At 71.2% G+C, this 15,664-nt stretch carries 17 protein-coding genes; 6 read left to right on the top strand and 11 right to left on the bottom strand.

Annotated elements, in window-relative coordinates:
- Positions 1-104: 104 nt before the first annotated feature.
- From BA062_RS06700 to BA062_RS06685, 4 genes are all read right to left on the bottom strand, one after another.
- On the bottom strand, positions 105-905 hold the full coding sequence (locus BA062_RS06700; protein WP_110335182.1) for a TIGR02569 family protein: 801 nt from the start codon (positions 903-905) through the stop codon (positions 105-107).
- 288 nt (positions 906-1,193) lie between these two features.
- Positions 1,194-2,396: an adenylyltransferase/sulfurtransferase MoeZ gene (gene moeZ / locus BA062_RS06695; RefSeq protein ID WP_110335275.1), complete on the bottom strand. Its 1,203-nt coding sequence runs from the start codon at positions 2,394-2,396 to the stop codon at positions 1,194-1,196.
- Between the two features lie 98 nt (positions 2,397-2,494).
- Positions 2,495-3,607 carry a DUF3152 domain-containing protein gene (locus tag BA062_RS06690; RefSeq protein ID WP_110335181.1) on the bottom strand — a complete coding sequence of 371 codons (1,113 nt, stop codon included), beginning with the start codon at positions 3,605-3,607 and terminating at the stop codon, positions 2,495-2,497.
- A gap of 91 nt (positions 3,608-3,698) precedes the next feature.
- Positions 3,699-4,703: an alpha/beta fold hydrolase gene (locus tag BA062_RS06685; protein WP_110335180.1), complete on the bottom strand. Its 1,005-nt coding sequence runs from the start codon at positions 4,701-4,703 to the stop codon at positions 3,699-3,701.
- Positions 4,704-4,790: 87 nt separating this feature from the next.
- Between BA062_RS06685 and BA062_RS06680 the strand changes: the two genes are divergently transcribed.
- Positions 4,791-5,456 (top strand): TetR/AcrR family transcriptional regulator, encoded by a 666-nt coding sequence (locus BA062_RS06680; RefSeq protein ID WP_110335179.1) that lies wholly within the window; start codon positions 4,791-4,793, stop codon positions 5,454-5,456.
- Between the two features lie 3 nt (positions 5,457-5,459).
- Here the strand turns inward: BA062_RS06680 and BA062_RS06675 are convergent, their stop codons facing one another.
- On the bottom strand, positions 5,460-6,365 hold the full coding sequence (locus BA062_RS06675) for an alpha/beta fold hydrolase (RefSeq protein ID WP_110335178.1): 906 nt from the start codon (positions 6,363-6,365) through the stop codon (positions 5,460-5,462).
- Positions 6,362-7,267 carry an AurF N-oxygenase family protein gene (locus BA062_RS06670; RefSeq protein WP_110335177.1) on the bottom strand — a complete coding sequence of 302 codons (906 nt, stop codon included), beginning with the start codon at positions 7,265-7,267 and terminating at the stop codon, positions 6,362-6,364. The genes BA062_RS06675 and BA062_RS06670 overlap by 4 nt, the downstream gene beginning before the upstream one ends.
- A gap of 56 nt (positions 7,268-7,323) precedes the next feature.
- Between BA062_RS06670 and BA062_RS06665 the strand changes: the two genes are divergently transcribed.
- Complete coding sequence (locus BA062_RS06665) at positions 7,324-8,085, top strand: TetR/AcrR family transcriptional regulator (RefSeq protein WP_110335176.1); 762 nt, start codon at positions 7,324-7,326, stop codon at positions 8,083-8,085.
- The gene (locus BA062_RS06660; protein WP_110335175.1) at positions 8,082-8,405 is read left to right on the top strand and encodes a DUF4873 domain-containing protein; all 324 of its coding nucleotides are present in this window, start codon (positions 8,082-8,084) and stop codon (positions 8,403-8,405) included. Before BA062_RS06665 ends, BA062_RS06660 begins: the two co-directional genes overlap by 4 nt.
- Before the next feature lie 67 nt (positions 8,406-8,472).
- Here the strand turns inward: BA062_RS06660 and BA062_RS06655 are convergent, their stop codons facing one another.
- Together BA062_RS06655 and BA062_RS06650 are read right to left on the bottom strand one after the other, a co-directional pair.
- On the bottom strand, positions 8,473-8,712 hold the full coding sequence (locus BA062_RS06655) for a DUF3107 domain-containing protein (RefSeq protein WP_110335174.1): 240 nt from the start codon (positions 8,710-8,712) through the stop codon (positions 8,473-8,475).
- A 45-nt stretch (positions 8,713-8,757) separates the two neighbouring features.
- Complete coding sequence (locus tag BA062_RS06650; RefSeq protein ID WP_110335173.1) at positions 8,758-9,414, bottom strand: ferritin-like fold-containing protein; 657 nt, start codon at positions 9,412-9,414, stop codon at positions 8,758-8,760.
- Positions 9,415-9,775: 361 nt separating this feature from the next.
- On the opposite strand from BA062_RS06650, the gene BA062_RS06645 reads away from it, so the two are divergent.
- From BA062_RS06645 to BA062_RS06635, 3 genes are read left to right on the top strand one after another with little or no spacing between them, the layout of a single operon-like run.
- Entirely contained in the window at positions 9,776-11,404 is a 1,629-nt protein-coding gene (locus tag BA062_RS06645) for a DEAD/DEAH box helicase (RefSeq protein ID WP_245959709.1), read from the top strand.
- A gap of 5 nt (positions 11,405-11,409) precedes the next feature.
- The gene (locus BA062_RS06640; RefSeq protein WP_110335171.1) at positions 11,410-12,792 is read left to right on the top strand and encodes an Rv3212 family protein; all 1,383 of its coding nucleotides are present in this window, start codon (positions 11,410-11,412) and stop codon (positions 12,790-12,792) included.
- Entirely contained in the window at positions 12,789-13,667 is an 879-nt protein-coding gene (locus BA062_RS06635) for an alpha/beta fold hydrolase (RefSeq protein WP_110335170.1), read from the top strand. Before BA062_RS06640 ends, BA062_RS06635 begins: the two co-directional genes overlap by 4 nt.
- 1 nt (position 13,668) lies before the next feature.
- Here BA062_RS06635 and BA062_RS06630 read toward each other — a convergent pair whose 3' ends face one another.
- The 3 genes from BA062_RS06630 to BA062_RS06620 all read right to left on the bottom strand — a co-directional run bounded on the left by BA062_RS06630 (position 13,669) and on the right by BA062_RS06620 (position 15,663).
- A complete protein-coding gene (locus BA062_RS06630; protein ID WP_425452868.1) occupies positions 13,669-14,025 on the bottom strand; it encodes a hypothetical protein in 357 nt (118 codons plus the stop codon).
- A 21-nt stretch (positions 14,026-14,046) separates the two neighbouring features.
- Entirely contained in the window at positions 14,047-14,901 is an 855-nt protein-coding gene (locus tag BA062_RS06625) for a RecB family exonuclease (protein WP_110335168.1), read from the bottom strand.
- Between the two features lie 135 nt (positions 14,902-15,036).
- A complete protein-coding gene (locus tag BA062_RS06620; RefSeq protein WP_110335167.1) occupies positions 15,037-15,663 on the bottom strand; it encodes a MarC family protein in 627 nt (208 codons plus the stop codon).
- Position 15,664: the final 1 nt, after the last annotated feature.

Raw genomic sequence — 15,664 nt, 5'->3', positions numbered from 1 at the left:
GACGGTAGGTAGCCCGTGTTACTTGGAAATGGCCGAATGTTTCGGCCGTGCGACATTGCCCGCCCAGATAGGGCCCGATGCAGTGAAGGCCACCTTCACTGCGGTCAGATAAGGTCGCTCACCTCGCTGGCGGCCATGCGGAGGCCGTCGAGTGCGGCGGCGGTGGAGCGTGGGTGCAGCGCGTTGAAGGCGAGCCGGAAGAGGGCCGCGCGCAGCAGCAGCTGCGGCCAGTCCGGCAGGTGCGACCAGCGGCGCAGCAGCTCGCCGTCGGCGCCGCCCCAGGCGATCGCGTCCACGGCGGCGATGGCGGCACCCCATTCGGCGGGGCGGAAGTACGGGACGAAGTCGACGATTCCGGGCGGGGCGTCGCCGTCGAAGAGAACGGTGCCGAACAGCTCGCCGTGCACGAGCTGGTCGGGGAGCTTCACGGGGCGCCGCGCGGGAGCGAGCACCTCGAACCAGCGCCCACCCTTGGTCTCGTCGAGCTCGGCGTCCTGCTCGCCCCAGGCGATGCGCTCGGCGACGGAGGCGATGTCGGTGCGGCGGGAAAGGAAGTCGGGACGCGGCAGATGCGCGGTGGCGCGGTGCAGGCGGACGGCGGTGAGGACGACCTCGTCGGGGCGGTCCTCGGGGGTGCCGGGCACGTGGCGGCCGGCGGCCCAGCCCGCGATCACCCACCGGCCGTCGGTGGTCTGAAGTGGGCGGGCGATGCGAATGTCGGGGCTGTCGATGGCGGCGAAGGTGCGGGCGAGCCACACGGCGTGGGCTCTGTCGCTGACCTGTCTCAGCACGACGTCGCCGCAGAGCCACGCGTTGCCCTCGCCGGCAAGGCGCTCCGCGTCGTGGTGGCTGACGCCGAACGCCGTGCACACGTGCACAGGCGGCGGCTCACGGCTGGGGACCACAGCGTGCGACGTTACCGCGACCACACCCGCCCGGGTGGTAGCCACCCCGCGCCGTCCCCGCAACCCGAGTTTCCCGCCCCGAAGGGAGCAAGGGAGCTTTACTCCCGTTTTCCGGGAGCAAAGGTCCCTTGCTCCCGGATGCGGACGGGCACGAAAAAGGTGAGGGCTCCGTTCGCACCACACGAACGGAGCCCTCACCGCACCCTGGAAACGACCCGCCAGACGCCCTCGGCACCTCGGTACGTCAGCCGTACCTCGGCACCCGGGCCGCGACGGGCCCAGAACGCATCAGTACGTCGGCAGGCTCTGGTCGATCTGCTTCGCCCACGCGAGCACGCCGCCACCCAGGTGCGTGGCGTCCTTGAAGCCCGCCCGGTGCAGCGCCGCGAGCGCCTCCGCCGAACGCGCACCCGACTTGCAGTGCAGCACGATCGGCTTGTCCTGCGGCAGCTCGGCCAGGGCCTCACCCGAGAGGATCCGGTCCTTCGGGATCAGCTTGGCGCCCTTGATGTTGACGATCTCGTACTCGTGCGGCTCCCGGACGTCGATCAGCTCGAAGTTCTCGCCCGCGTCGAACTTGGCCTTCAGCTCGGCCGGAGTGATCGTGCTGCCCGACGCCGCCTCCTGCGCCTCGTCCGACACGACACCGCAGAACGCCTCGTAGTCGATCAGCTCCGTGATCTTCGGGGTGTCCGGGTCCTTGCGGATCTTCACCTCGCGGTACTTCATCTCGAGCGCGTCGTAGCTGATCAGCCTGCCCAGCAGGGGCTCGCCGATGCCCGTGATGAGCTTGATCGCCTCGGTCACCATGATCGAGCCGATGGACGCGCACAGCACGCCCAGCACGCCACCCTCGGCGCACGACGGCACCATCCCGGGCGGCGGGGGCTCGGGGTAGAGGTCGCGGTAGTTGAGGCCCTTGCCGTTCGGCGCGTCCTCCCAGAAGACACTGACCTGGCCCTCGAACCGGAAGATCGAGCCCCACACGTACGGCTTGCCCAGCAGCACCGCGGCGTCGTTCACCAGGTACCGGGTGGCGAAGTTGTCCGTGCCGTCCAGGATCAGGTCGTAGCCGCGGAACACGTCCAGCGCGTTGTCCGTGGTCAGCTGCTCCTGGTGCAGGATCACGTTGACGAACGGGTTGATCTCCGCCACCGACTCCTTCGCCGACTGTGCCTTCGGCTTGCCGACGTCGGACTGCCCGTGGATCACCTGGCGCTGCAGGTTCGACTCGTCGACGACGTCGAAGTCGATCACGCCGAGCGTGCCGACCCCGGCCGCGGCGAGGTACAGCAGCGCGGGGCTGCCGAGACCTCCGGCGCCGATCACGAGCACCTTGGCGTTCTTCAGCCGCTTCTGCCCGTCCATCCCGACATCCGGGATGATGAGGTGCCGGCTGTACCGCGCGACCTCGTCCTTCGTGAGCTCGGCGGCCGGCTCGACGAGCGGCGGCAGCGTCGTCTCCCGCGGCCCGCCCTCTGCACCTGACATCGGATCCTCCATCTCGCGCGAATCGCGGTCCATCAATCTATAACCGCAAGAGGGATCCAGGTCTTCCCCCGGTCCACATCGTGGACGGCCGGGCCTCGTCAGCGGCCCTGCACCTGTGGGTTCGGCCACGCGTTCGGCTTGCACACCTTGCCGTCCGCGGGCACCGTGCCCTGGTCCCCGCCGGGGGTGTCGTTGAGCTGGGCGACGTAGTCGTTGGCGACGCCGAACGTCTGCTGCATCATCACCGGCGCCAGCGCGTCGTTCTGCGCGCAGCCCTCGTGGCCGTTGCCGAGAGCGTGCCCCACCTCGTGGTTGATGGCGTACTGCCGGTAGCCGGTCATGTCCGAGCTGAAGGCCAGCGCCCCGCGCACCCACCGGGCCAGGTTGATCACCACGCGATCCTCGCCCTGCACGTCACGCCGGTAGCAGGAGGACTCGAAGGGGATCGAGCCGCCGCAGATGTCGGGCCGGTGCGCGGTGTCGGGCGTGGTGAGGCTCACGCGGAAGTCCGGGTTCGGGTAGCTCGCGTCCACGCGCTGCAGCGAGATCTCACCGCTGCCGGTCCAGCTCCTCGGATCGGACAGGGTGCCCTCGACGGTGTCGGCGAAGCTGTCGTCGCCCGCGTAGCTGGACGGGTCGATGCCGTCCTCGACCTCGACGGTGTAGGTCAGCACCTCGTCGCTCGTGCCCACCGGATCGCTGGAACCCGGCACCACGTGCCACGTGCCCGCGCCCTTGGCTGTGAAGTCTCCGCCCTCGGGCAGCTTCGCGGTGGGGATGTTGAGGTCCACGGCCTTCGCCGGATTCTCGCTGGCCACGGGACCTTCGGCGCCGGCGCCGCCGGTGTCGACCGTGTTGTCGGACGTCGAGCCGACGGCGGTGCCCGACTCGTCGGGGTTGCCCCTCGTGGTGTCGACGACGACCAACGCGGTGATCACCAGGAGCACCGGAATCGCGTAGACCCGCCAGCCGTAGGTGGAGGTGAGCCTGCGCAGGCCCGAGCGTCTGGGCGGTCGCTCGTCCTCGCTCTCCTCCGGCTCGGCCGTCGGCTGCCAGGACGCGCGCAGCGGCTCGGCCGACACACGGCGGGCGCCAGGCCGGTAACGGTCTTCCGACGACGCCCTCGACGGGTAGCGGTACGCCGACGACGTCCGGCGCGGATACTCGGCCCGCCTGCCATCACGTCGTACATCGTGCGTCACCCGGTCCACTGCCCCAGGGTGCCACACGCGCACGGTGAGACCCGTGCCGACCGGCCGCCGCCTGCCGGTCCGGTATCACCCGATCGGCGCAAGGGTCCGGTCACCACGTGTCGGCTTCGACGCTCTCCCACATGCCCAGCACGGCCCTGGCGACGGTCACCGGTCGCTCCATCTGCGCGACGTGACCCGTCTTGGGCAGCACGAGCAGCCGTGCCCTCGGCATCAGCTGCGCGGTGCGCGCGGCGCGCCGGACGGAGATCACCTTGTCCTTGGTGCCCCACACCACGAGCGCCGGCACGTCGACCGTCGGCGCCACGGCCCACAGCGACCGCTCTCCGCCGGTGAACCACGTACGGAAGATCTCGAGCGTGCTCCGGGCCATCGCCATGTTCGCCCAGGCGAACTCCGCCCGCTTGCTGTGCTCGTCGGCGAGCTCGTCGAACCGGTGCGCCGGGAACGACTCCGGGTCGGCGAAACACAGCCGGATCACCTGCTGGGCCCGCTCCTTGGGGCCCATCGCGGCGAGCTGCCTGCGCACGCGCCTGCCGACGAACGGCAGGTACGCGAGCGCCATGCGCGGGTCCGACAGGCGCCTCGGGTCGGGCCTGCGGTCGGGCATGGCGGGCGAGATCAGCGTCAGCGTGCGCACCAGGTCGGGCCGCTTCGCCGCGAGCAGGAGCGACACCGCGCCGCCCATCGAGTTGCCGACCACGTGAACCGGACCCGTCGAGTTCCGCTCGATGAAGTCGGCCACGACCTCGGAATGCGCCGTGAGGCTGAACGTGAACCCGTCCTTCGGCTCGGAGAACCCGAAGCCGGGCAGGTCCAGCGCGACCCCGCCGGCGTGCGGCGCGAGCAGGCCCGCGAGGTCCGTCCAGTTGGTGGACGAACCGCCGAGGCCGTGGACGTACACCACTGTCACGTCGTCGGCGCCGGGAGTCCGCCGCACGTGCAGATCCAGGTCACCTACCCTTTCCTGTTGGCCCGGCCACGGGCTCACCGTCGCATCGAGCGGCGGCAGCGGGGTATTCGACAGGGGTACGTGCGTCAGCGGCGGCCGCTTTCCTGAGCGGGGAGCCACCTGGCGGGACAGTGTTTCCGACACCGTCCCAGGATGCCTCAAGTTCGCCGCGCTTGGCGTTCGGCGTGTACCGGCGAGTAATGTGCGGTGGGAAGTGAAGTTGGAGGCGGGATGACTGAGACGGCGCACCCTCAATCGCAGGGGACGAGCGAGAGCACCGGATCGGCGCAGTTCAGCCGTGGCGTCCGGCTCCCCCGCACGGAGCGCCGCGCCCAGTTGCTGGCGGCGGCGCAGCAGGTCTTCGCCGCGAACGGGTACCACGCGGCTGCCATGGACGACATCGCCGAGCGCGCGGGCGTGAGCAAGCCGGTGCTCTACCAGCACTTCCCCGGCAAGCTCGACCTCTACATCGCGCTGCTGGAAAGCCACGTCGACAGCCTGGTCAAGGCCGTGCAGGGCGCCCTGTCCTCCACCACCGACAACAAGCAGCGCGTGAAGAACGCCGTCGGCGCCTTCTTCGACTTCGTCAACGGCGACGCAGGCGCTTTCCGCATGGTGTTCGAATCGGACCTCCGGGGCGAGCCCTCCGTGCAGGAGGCCGTGGACAGGGCCACGTCGGCCAGCGTGGACGCGATCACCGAGACGATCACCGCCGACGCCGGGCTCGACGAGGAGAAGGCGCGCCTGTTGGCCGTGGGCCTCGTCGGCCTGAGCCAGGTCAGCGCGCGATTCTGGCTGACCCACCACAGCTCGATGAGCCGTGACGACGCCGTCGCGCTGACCTCGACCCTGGCCTGGCGCGGGATCGGTGCCGGGTTCCCCCTGCAGCACCCGTGACGGTCAGGACGTACTGACCCGCACCAGTCCGCCGAGCTGCACGGCCACCTCGTGCGCTCGTTCCTGCGGCAGCATGTGCCCCGCCCCCGGGTACAGGCGCAGCCTCGACCCCGGCAGCTCCTCGGCGATCGCGCGCGCGTGCGACACGGGGCAGAGCCGGTCGGCCTCTCCCGCCAGCACCACGGCGCGCGTGGTCCGCAGAGCCGCGAGCGCCACCCTGCGGTCGTGCAGCGAGATGGCGTTCTGGAACCCGCCGATGCTCGCCGGGTGGGCACACAGCAGCTGGTCGACCACGGACGTCACGTCCTGCCCGCGTGGCCTGCGCCCGAACACCAGCCAGCGGGCACCGGCCCTCGCCGCGCCCGGCCGCAACGGCAGCGCGTCCTTGCGGTAGGCCAGCAGCAGCTGGGCCAGCCGCCGCTCCGCCCTGGCCGCGCCTGCCCCGGCCACCCCCGGCAGCCCGAGCGTGATGCGGTCCATGTTCCCGCAGGACGTCGCCACGAACGCCGCACCGTCCACGCGCTGCGCCACCAGCGCGGGATGCCGGTCGGCGAGCGCCATGATCGTCATCCCGCCCATCGAGTGCCCTGCCAGCACGAGCCTGCCCTCGGGCACCCGTTCGGCGACGAGCTCGGCGAGGTCGTCGGCCAGCTGGTCGATCGTCGCCGTGCCGGGCCTGGCCGGTGCCGACCGGCCGTGCCCGCGCAGGTCGTAGCGCAGCACGCGGACGCCGGAGGGCAGCTCGCCGACCACGCGGTTCCACGTGCGCAGGTCCTGCGTCCAACCGTGCACGAGCACGAGCGTCACCGCCGAGTCGGCGGGCCCGCTCAGCTCGACGTGCAGGCGGGTGCCGTCGCTCGTGACGAACTCGCCGCGCGTCGCGCGCGCGGCAGCCGGAGCCGCGGTCACCGGTCGTTCACCAGGAACGACCGCCGCCACCAGCGCATCCCCGGCCCGCCGACGAGGCCGGCCTCGTCGAGGAACGGCATGATCCGCTCCCCGGCGTAGTGGATGGTCCGCTGCCAGTGCGGGTTGTTCATGGCGGCGTGGTAGCCGTCCCTCGGCCGGATGCCGACGGCCTTGTAGACGGCGGGGTTCACGAGGCTGCGCGTGACCTCGTGGGACACCAGCGCGATCAGCAGCCGCTGGTAGGCCAGCTCGGACTTCGAGAGCTTGGCCATGCCGCGCGTGACCTCCTCGCGCGCGAACGTGACGTGCCGCGCCTCCTCGAGGACGTGGATGCGGTTGACCATGCGTACGAGCGGCTGGATGTCGGGGTCGTTCATCTGCTCGCGCTGCAGGCGGTCGAGGACCTCCTCGGCGACCAGGATCGAGCCGTAGAGCGCGGGCCCGTAGCCGATGACGGGCAGGATCTTGCCGAGCCTGCGGCGCCACTTCACCGGGCCGTACGGCGGGCAGCCGATGCGCTCGGCCATGCGGGCGAACATCGTGGAGTGCCTGCACTCGTCGGCGATCTCGGTGAGCGCGTACTGCGCGTGGTTGCTCGTCGGGTCGGCGTTGTAGACCTCCTTGAGCAGCATCTGCATGAGCAGGATCTCGAACCACAGGCCGTTGGTGGCCACGCTGGCGATCTCGTGCTTGCCCAGCTCGATGCGCTGCTCCGGCGTCAGCTGCTCCCACAGCTCGGTGCCGTACAGGGTGGAGCGGTGTTCCGGGATGTAGCGCTTGCCCTCGACCAGCGGCGCGTCCCAGTCGATGTCGACCTCGGGGTCGTAGAACTTGTTCGCCGACGACTTGAGCAGCCGTTCGGCGGTCTTCTCGCGGCCGGCGTCGCCCAGGGTCCGCGTCATTGCCGACACCACCTTCCCCTTGTATGTAACCTCGGGTAACAGTTACTTTTGGTAGCATGAGCCGCATGGCCGACCGTGTCAAGCGCAACAGCAAGCAGAAGGCCCCGACCGGCACCGGAGATGCCCGCCGCGACCGGTGGCGCAAGCACCGCATCGCCCGGCGTGCCGAGTTCGTCGAGGCCGCGCTCAAGGCGCTCGACGAACACGGCCCCGACCTGGGCATGGAGGATGTCGCCGCAGCCGCGGGCGTCACCAAGCCCGTGCTCTACCGGCACTTCGAGGACAAGGCCGACCTTTACGTCGCGCTGGGCCAGCGCGGTACCGAGCTGCTGTTCCAGCGCCTGATGCCGGCGATCAACGCCGAGCTCGCGCCGGTGCCCCGCATCCGCATGGCGCTCGACGCGTTCTTCACGGTCATCGAGGAGCACCCGAACCTCTACCGCCTGCTCGCGCGTAACTCGTTCGCCGACAAGCCCGTCGACGCCGACGTGGTCGCCGAGGACAAGGAAGTGATCGCGACGGCGCTCACCGCGCTGCTCGGCGACTACATGCGGATGTTCAACATGGACTCCGGCGCCGCGGAGCCGTGGGCCTACGGCATCGTCGGCATGGTGCAGAACACCGGCGAGTGGTGGCTGGACAAGCGGACCATGAGCCGCGACAGCGTCGTGGAGTACCTGACACAGATCATCTGGGCGGCCATCGACGGGCTGTCCCGCCAGCACGGCGTGACCATCGACCCCGACCAGCCGCTCGAGGCGAACAAGGTCGTGAAGCTGACCGAGGTCCGGACGGAGAAGACGGGAGACGGATCGTGAGCGAGCACGACCACGAGGAGGACGGCTACACCGGGCCGGCGAAGCTGCTGGTCGAGGGAACCGAGCTCGACATCGAGGTGGAGCTGCGCGGCCACTTCCAGCCGATCGACGGCTACTACCACTGGTACGGCCGCGTGAAGGTGAACGAACAGCTCTCCGCGCTGGCCGGCGGCAAGAAGAAGAAGGTCGAGATCCGCACGCCGGAGGCCGCGGCGCAGGGTGAGCTCTCCGACCCCGACCCGTGGGACCGCTACCGGATCATGGGCACTAGCACGCCCCCGTTCACGGTGCCCACCACGCTCGAGGCGATCAACGGCTGAAGACGGCTGAAAAAACGACGCGGGCCGGGGCCGTGCAGCGTGTGCACGGCCCCGGCCCGCGGGTGCGTCAGGAGCCGACGGCGAAGCCGACCTTGCGGACGTCCGACGGCGCGATCTCGACGTAGGCGATCCGGTCCGACGGAACCAGGTACTTGCGGCCCTTGTCGTCCGTCAGGCGGAACAGGCCATTAGCGGCACTGTCGGCACCCAGTGCGTCGGCGACCAGCTTCTCGACCTCCTCGGCCGACTGGCCGCTGGACACCACGAGCTCCCGCGGGGTGTCCTTGATGCCGATCTTGACCTCCACGTGCAACCTCCGCCTGGGTTCATGCCGGTTCGTTCACTGTCAAGGCTAGCCGAGACCCAGCACCTGCATCCGCTTGGTGTGACCCTGCTGAAGCCGCCGGAACAGCGCCGCGATGCCGGAGAGATCACCGGAGCCCGCAACGATGAGCTCGGCGAGCCCGTCCCGCTCGGCCACGATGTACTGGGCCTGCGTCAACGCCTCGCCCAGCAGCCTGCGGCCCCACAGCGCGAGCCGGTCACGCTGCTTGGCGTCGGCCATGATGCCCGCGGCGACTTCGCGCTCGGCGAACGCGGAGTGGCCCGTGTCGGCCAGCACCGTCAGCACGAGCTTGCGGGTCTCCTCGTCGAGCACCTGAGACAGTTCGCGGTAGAGGTCGGCGGCGAGGTTGTCGACGACGTACGCCTTGACCAGCGACTCCAGCCACGACCTCGGCGACGTGGAGTTCTGGAAGGCGTCGATGTGCCGCACGAACGGCTGCATCGCGTCCTCGACGTCCACGCCGTGGTCGCCGAGGTGCCGTTCGAGCATCTCGTAGTGGCCGATCTCGGCGGCGGCCATCGACGCCAGCGCGGCGCGTCCGGCCAGCGTGGGGGCCGTCCTCGCGTCCTCGGCCAGCCGGTCGAACGCGGACAGCTCGCTGTACGCGAGCACCCCCAGCAGGTCGGCGACCCCTGGGGCGATCTGTGGCTTCGCCTCACTCACAGTCTCACCGTAGTGGGGAAACCCGTCCCCGTAACCGGGGAGACCAACAACACGTGACACAGTGCGAGCACGGTCACCGACTGAGCAGGTAGACAAGGTACACTTCGGACTGATAGTGAAGTTGTCACTTCATCGTGTGCCGCCGCACGTCGGTGAATACACAGTGTGCGTGCACGCCTCGAGCGGTGTTCCCACGCAGGACGCGTTTCGCGTGACCAACCGCGAAGCGGACCGCAATCCGCGTGGTCGAGTGCCGCGTAATGCCTGGCCGTGCGCGCTGGTATGAGAGAGGCGATCGACAATCGACCAGAACACCAATCCCAGTACAGACCCCGTCGAGCTCGAGCACAGTGAGAGCGGCCTGCCCGCGACCGACACGTCGCACCCGCTGCAGGCAGGAGCTCCCGTCGAGCCGGAGTCCCCGACCTTCGCCGAGTTCGGCGTCCGCCCCGAGATCGTCTCGGCGCTCCAGTCGGCCGGCATCGAGCGCACCTTCGCCATTCAGGCGCTGACCCTTCCGCTCGCACTCGCGGGCGACGACCTCATCGGCCAGGCCCGCACCGGCATGGGCAAGACCCTCGGCTTCGGCGTCCCGCTGCTCCAGCGGCTGGAGCTGCCCGGTGACGGCACGCCGCAGGCGCTCGTCGTGGTCCCGACCCGTGAGCTGTGCCTCCAGGTCACCCATGACCTGACCGACGCGGGCAAGAACCTCGGCATCCGGATCGCGTCCATCTACGGTGGCCGCCCGTACGAGCCGCAGATCGCGACCCTGCGCAAGGGCGTCGACGTGGTCGTCGGCACCCCAGGCCGCCTGCTCGACCTCGCCGAGCAGCGGCACCTGGTGCTCGGCAAGGTGCGCGCGCTCGTCCTTGACGAGGCCGACGAGATGCTCGACCTGGGCTTCCTTCCCGACATCGAGCGGATCCTGCGGATGGTGCCGGAGAAGCGGCAGACGATGCTCTTCTCGGCCACCATGCCCGGCCCGATCATCACGCTGGCCAGGACGTTCCTCGACCAGCCGACCCACATCAGGGCCGAGGAGAACGACGCCGGCGCCGTGCACGAGCGCACCACGCAGTTCGCCTACCGGGCCCACTCGCTCGACAAGCCCGAGCTCATCGCCAAGGTGCTCCAGGCGAAGGACCGCGGCCTCACGATGATCTTCGCGCGCACCAAGCGCACGGCGCAGAAGGTGGCCGACGACCTGGCCGAGCGCGGTTTCGCAGCCGCGGCCGTGCACGGCGATCTCGGCCAGGGCGCCAGGGAGCAGGCGCTGCGCGCGTTCCGCTCCGGCAAGGTGGACGTGCTGGTCGCGACCGACGTCGCGGCACGCGGCATCGACGTCGACGACGTCACCCACGTGATCAACTACCAGACGCCGGAGGACGAGAAGACCTACGTCCACCGCATCGGCCGCACCGGCCGCGCGGGCAAGACGGGCGTCGCGATCACGCTGGTGGACTGGGACGAGATCCCCCGCTGGAAGCTGATCTCGGACGAGCTGAGCCTCGACATGCCGGAGCCGGTGGAGACCTACTCCACCTCCAAGCACCTGTTCAGCGACCTCGGCATCCCCGAGGACGCCACCGGGCGGCTCCCGCTGGCCAAGCGCACCCGCGCCGGGCTCGCGGCCGAGGAAGAGGAGGACTTCGGCGGCAAGCGCCGGGGACGCTCCTCCGGCACCACCGCCTCCCGGCGTTCGAGCAGGTCGCGCCGTCGCACGCGGGGCGGCAAGGACCTCTCCGGCGAGGCCAAGCCCGAGGGCGAGGCCGCCGAGTCCGGTGAGGCGGCCGCAGCGGCCGAGAGCGGCCGCACCCGCAGCAGGCGCCGCACCCGCGGCGGCGGTTCGAAGCCCGCGGGCGAATCGCCCGCGAGCAGCGAGAAGACCGACCCCGCCGCCGGTGAGGGCGCCGAGCGTCCCGCGCGGCGCCGCCGCAGGCGCAGGGCCGGGGTGCCCAACACGGCCGAGACGTCGGCGGGGGCAGACTGAGGCACGTGAACACCTCCTCCGGGCGGCATCGCAGGCACGACGACAGCGAACGGCACGACGCGGACCCGCCCGTGCTCCCGCCCGGCACGGAGGACGTGCTCGCTCCGGCCTCGGAGCACGACACCGGCGAGGCGGCCGCCGCACCGGGCGGGGCCCGGCACGCGGCGCCGCCCCGCAGCAGGCCCTCGCCGTGGAACCGCAGGCGGGACCGGGTGGCCGCTGCGCTGATCACGGTGGTCGTGCTGGTCGCCGGTGTGCTCGTCTGGGCGTTCAGCGACCAGCGGGCCACCAGCCACGAACTGGCCGATCCGCCCGCGGCGCTGCCGCCGGCGCCCGCGTCGGTACCCGCGTCCCTGCAGGAGATCTGGCAGGCCGAGAGCCCGGCGACCCCGGTGCCCGTCAGCGAGGATTCCTCGGTGGTCACCGGTTCCGGCGGCGAGGTGACCGGGCGCGACCCGCTGACCGGTGACGTGCGCTGGCGCTACGCGCGCGACCTCGAGCTGTGCACGGTCGCGGGCGCCTGGTCGAGGGCGCTCGCCGTCTACCACAAGGACACCGGCTGCAGCGAGGTCACGCAGCTCGACCCGTCCACCGGCAGGCGGACCGCGCAGCGCAACGGCGACGCCGAGCTGAACACCCGCCTCGTGAGCGACGGCGGGCACGTCACCACCACCGGCAAGCACCTGCTCAACACGTGGCGCAACGACCTGGTGAAAAGCCTCGAGTACGGCGAGGTGTTCCCGAAGGTCAACCCGGAGAAGCAGCCGCGCGAGGGTTGCACGTACGGCACGGTCGCGGCCGGTGCGGGCGAGGTCGGGGTGATCGAGGACTGCCCCGGCGAGCAGAACGCGCGACTGACGGTGCTCAAGGCCGCGGGCGAGGAGGCCGACGAGCCCGAGGAGGTGTTCAGCACGGTGCTGCCGGACCCCTCCGCGTGGCTGGTGGCGATGTCCGGCGACACCGTCGCGGTCGCGCTCCCCCAGCGCCGTCAGCTGGCGCTCTACGGGTCCAAGGGCGAGCAGCTCGCGGCGTACCCGCTCGACGTGCCCGCCGCGGATCTCCAGCGCGCGCCGGAGGGCGGGGTCGTGCCGACCGCCAAGGGCGCCGACAACATCTACTGGTTCACGGGTTCGAGCACCGTGGCCCTTTCGCGCAAGGACCTCACGCCCCAGTGGACCCTGGACGGCACGCGCGGCCCCGGCGCCATGTTCGCCGGCCAGTACGTGGTGCCGATCGAGGGTGGGCTCGCGGTGGTCGACGAGGGCACCGGCTCGACCGTGCGCACGGTGGGCGTCGACCGGCACGGCTACCGGGGGCAGGTACAGCTCGCCTCGGCGGGCCCGGTGCTGCTCGAGCAGCGTGGGGGCACTCTGGTGGCGCTGCGATGACGGCCGCGTTCTCCCAGCTGTCGCCGCACGGTGCGCGCAGGACGTCGCTGCCGGGCCGGTACGGGCCCGTCGCGGCGCTGTCCGGGCCGCACCCCGCCGAACCGCTGGCGACGGTCCTGCTGCTGCCGGGCTACACGGGTTCGAAGGAGGACTTCGCGCCGCTGCTCGACGGCATCGCCGAGGGCGGGCTCCACCCCGTCGCGGTCGACCTGCCTGGGCAGTACGAGTCGCCTGGTCCTGACGACGAGTCTCGCTACCTGCCGCTGGCGCTGGGCGAGGCGGTGGCCGACCTGGTTTCCACACTCGGTGGGAACGGTCGCCCGCTGCTGCTGCTGGGGCACTCCTACGGCGGGCTGGTGGCCCGCGGCGCCGTGCTGGCCGGTGCGCCGGTCGCCGGGCTGACGCTGCTGGACAGCGGGCCGGACCGGTTGCCGCCGGGTGCGCGGCTCAGCGCGCTCGACGTGGGCGAACCGCTCCTGCGCAACCACGGCATCGAGGCCGCCTACGCGGTCCGCGAGCAGGTGAGCGCGCAGGCACCGGCGTGGCTCGCACTGGCCGAGGAGCTGCGGACGTTCCTGCGGACCCGGTTCGTGACGTCGAGTACGGCCGGCCTGCTCGGCATGGCGGCGGGCCTGCGGTCGGAGCCGGACCGCGTGGACGAGCTCGCCGCTGCGCTGCGGGAGCGTGGCGTGCCGGGCCTGGTGGTGGCCGGTGAGCACGACGACGCGTGGAGCGTCGAGCAGCAGAAGGACATGGCGCGGCGGCTGGACGTGCCGTTCGCGGTGGTCGAACGCGCGGCGCACTCACCGAACACGGAGAACCCGCGTGCGTTGCTGGAAATCCTGGCGGCGGAGTGGCGGGCCTGGCTCGGGTGAGTCAGGCCCACCAGAAGAGCCACAGCACGCCGCCCGCGATGGCGAGCACGCACAGCCCGGCCACGCCCGCGACGCGGCCGCGGCGGCGGTCAACCACGAGCTGAGCGACCACGGCGAGCGCGGCACCGGCGAGGTGGCCGAGCACGGCGACGACGCCGGGCCCCTCGGAGTCGTTCAGCGAGCTCACGATCTGCACGACGAGCACGAACAGGGCCAGCACGAGGAGCCCGGCCGCGAGAGACCCGGTGAGCCCGCGCCACCACCGGCCCGTGCGGTGAGGGGGCTGCTGCTCCCCCGTTCCCGGCGTGGCCAACTCGACCGTCTCGAGCTCTGTCGTGTTCGGCCCGTGCAATCTCACTCCACGTGTGTCGTCCCGCGCTCAGGGCGCGAGCAGGTCCCACGAACGGGCGGCGGGCGCCGCCTGCTGCCCGGCGGGGCAGCTCGGCCGGAAGTCGCACCAGGAACAGCGCCGTGACGTGCGCGCGGGAAACAACGTGTCCGCGTCTCCGCCCGCCTCAAGGGTATCCGTTGCGGTCTGCAGCTCCGCCGCCGTCTCATCCGCACGGGTGAGCTGCCTGCGCAGGCTTTCCGGCGTGTGCTCGGCCGCCGCGACGGTGCCGGTGGGCACGTGGTGCAGTTCGACGCGATGGCAGGGCCTGCGCAGCGTACGGGCGGCGGCGACGGCGTAGAGGGCGAGCGCCTGTGAGCCGCGGGCCTCGTACTCGTCGGGCGCCTTCCTGCCGGTCTTGTAGTCGATGATCACGAGCTCGCCGTCGCGCTCGTCGATGCGGTCCGCGCGGCCCTCGACGATCAGCGACGGCGGCCCGTCACCGGCGCTGACGGGCGCGGAGACCCAGCGTTCGAGCCCCACCGGGTCGCCGCTGACGTCGTTGTGCTCGACGTACTCGGCGACCCACTGCCGTGCCCGCTCGCGGTACTGGTGCGCCTGAGCGGCGTCGAGGAACCCGGCGTCGTTCCACTGCTCGGTGACGAGCGCCGCGGCCCGCTCCGGCGTGCGCCGGTCGGCGGGCAGGTCGAAGAGGGCGCGCAGGGCGTTGTGGACGACGGCGCCGAGCGTGCTGTGCGCCCAGGCGCCGGTGCGCTGCGGGGTGGGCCGGTCGAGGTAGGTCAGCCGGTAGCGACGCGGGCAGTCGTCGAACGTCGACAGCCGCGCCGGCGTCACCTTCGTCAAGCGCTTCGGCTGCACCCCGAAGTCGAAGCCCAGCTGCCCCATGCACACCACCCTGTCCCAGCGTACGTATCCCCACCGACAACCCCGCGCCCCAAAAGCGAGCAAGGGAGCTTTGCTCCCGCCAAACGGTAGTAAAGCTCCCTTGCTCCCCGTGGGGACGGGCCGCGAGCGGAGACCTCACGCCCCCGAGATGAAGCCGCGCACCGAGTCGGCGACCAGTTGCACCGCGATCGCGGCCAGCAGCAGGCCGGCGATCTTCGCCAGCAGCGTGATGCCGCTCTCCCTGATCACCTTGATCAGCACGCCCGAGTAGCGCATGCACGCCCACAGCACCAGGTGCACCGTCACGATCGCCAGCGCCAGCGCGACGTACGCGCCGATCCGCCCTTCGGCCTGCCGCACGAACACGATCGTCGCCGCGATCGCACCCGGGCCGGCGAGCAGCGGCGTGCCCAGCGGCACGAGTGCCACGTTCACGTCCTCCATCGCCTCCGGTTCGGAGCCGCCCCGCCCGGTGAGCAGGTCGAGCGCGATGAGCAGCAACAGCAGCCCGCCCGCGCCCTGCAACGCCGGGATGCCGATCCCGAGGTAGGTGAGGATCGCCTGGCCCGCCACCGCGAACAGAGAGATGACCAGCAGCGACACCAGTACCGACTGCCGCGCCGCCCGCGCCCTCGCCGACGGCGGCTTGCGGCCGACGAGGCTCAGGAACACCGGCACGGTCCCCGGCGGGTCCATGATCACGACAAGCGTGATCGCCGCCTCGAAGAACAGGTTCGCGTCGAAGTAGTCCGCGAACGCCACG

Origin of the sequence: Prauserella flavalba, assembly GCF_003202235.1 — a bacterium.
Taxonomy (GTDB): Bacteria; Actinomycetota; Actinomycetes; order Mycobacteriales; family Pseudonocardiaceae; genus Prauserella_A; species Prauserella_A flavalba.
Note: the sequence above shows the minus strand (reverse complement) of the source record. Positions and strands in the feature narration are given on the sequence as shown.

What these genes read in the sequence shown, in the direction of transcription:
- moeZ (WP_110335275.1), bottom strand. Translation starts at nt 2,396, where the DNA reads ATGTCAGGTGCAGAGGGCGGGCCGCGGGAGACGACGCTGCCGCCGCTC.
- BA062_RS06680 (WP_110335179.1), top strand. Translation starts at nt 4,791, where the DNA reads ATGACTGAGACGGCGCACCCTCAATCGCAGGGGACGAGCGAGAGCACC.
- BA062_RS06670 (WP_110335177.1), bottom strand. Translation starts at nt 7,267, where the DNA reads ATGACGCGGACCCTGGGCGACGCCGGCCGCGAGAAGACCGCCGAACGG.
- BA062_RS06665 (WP_110335176.1), top strand. Translation starts at nt 7,324, where the DNA reads ATGAGCCGCATGGCCGACCGTGTCAAGCGCAACAGCAAGCAGAAGGCC.
- BA062_RS06635 (WP_110335170.1), top strand. Translation starts at nt 12,789, where the DNA reads ATGACGGCCGCGTTCTCCCAGCTGTCGCCGCACGGTGCGCGCAGGACG.
- BA062_RS06625 (WP_110335168.1), bottom strand. Translation starts at nt 14,901, where the DNA reads ATGGGGCAGCTGGGCTTCGACTTCGGGGTGCAGCCGAAGCGCTTGACG.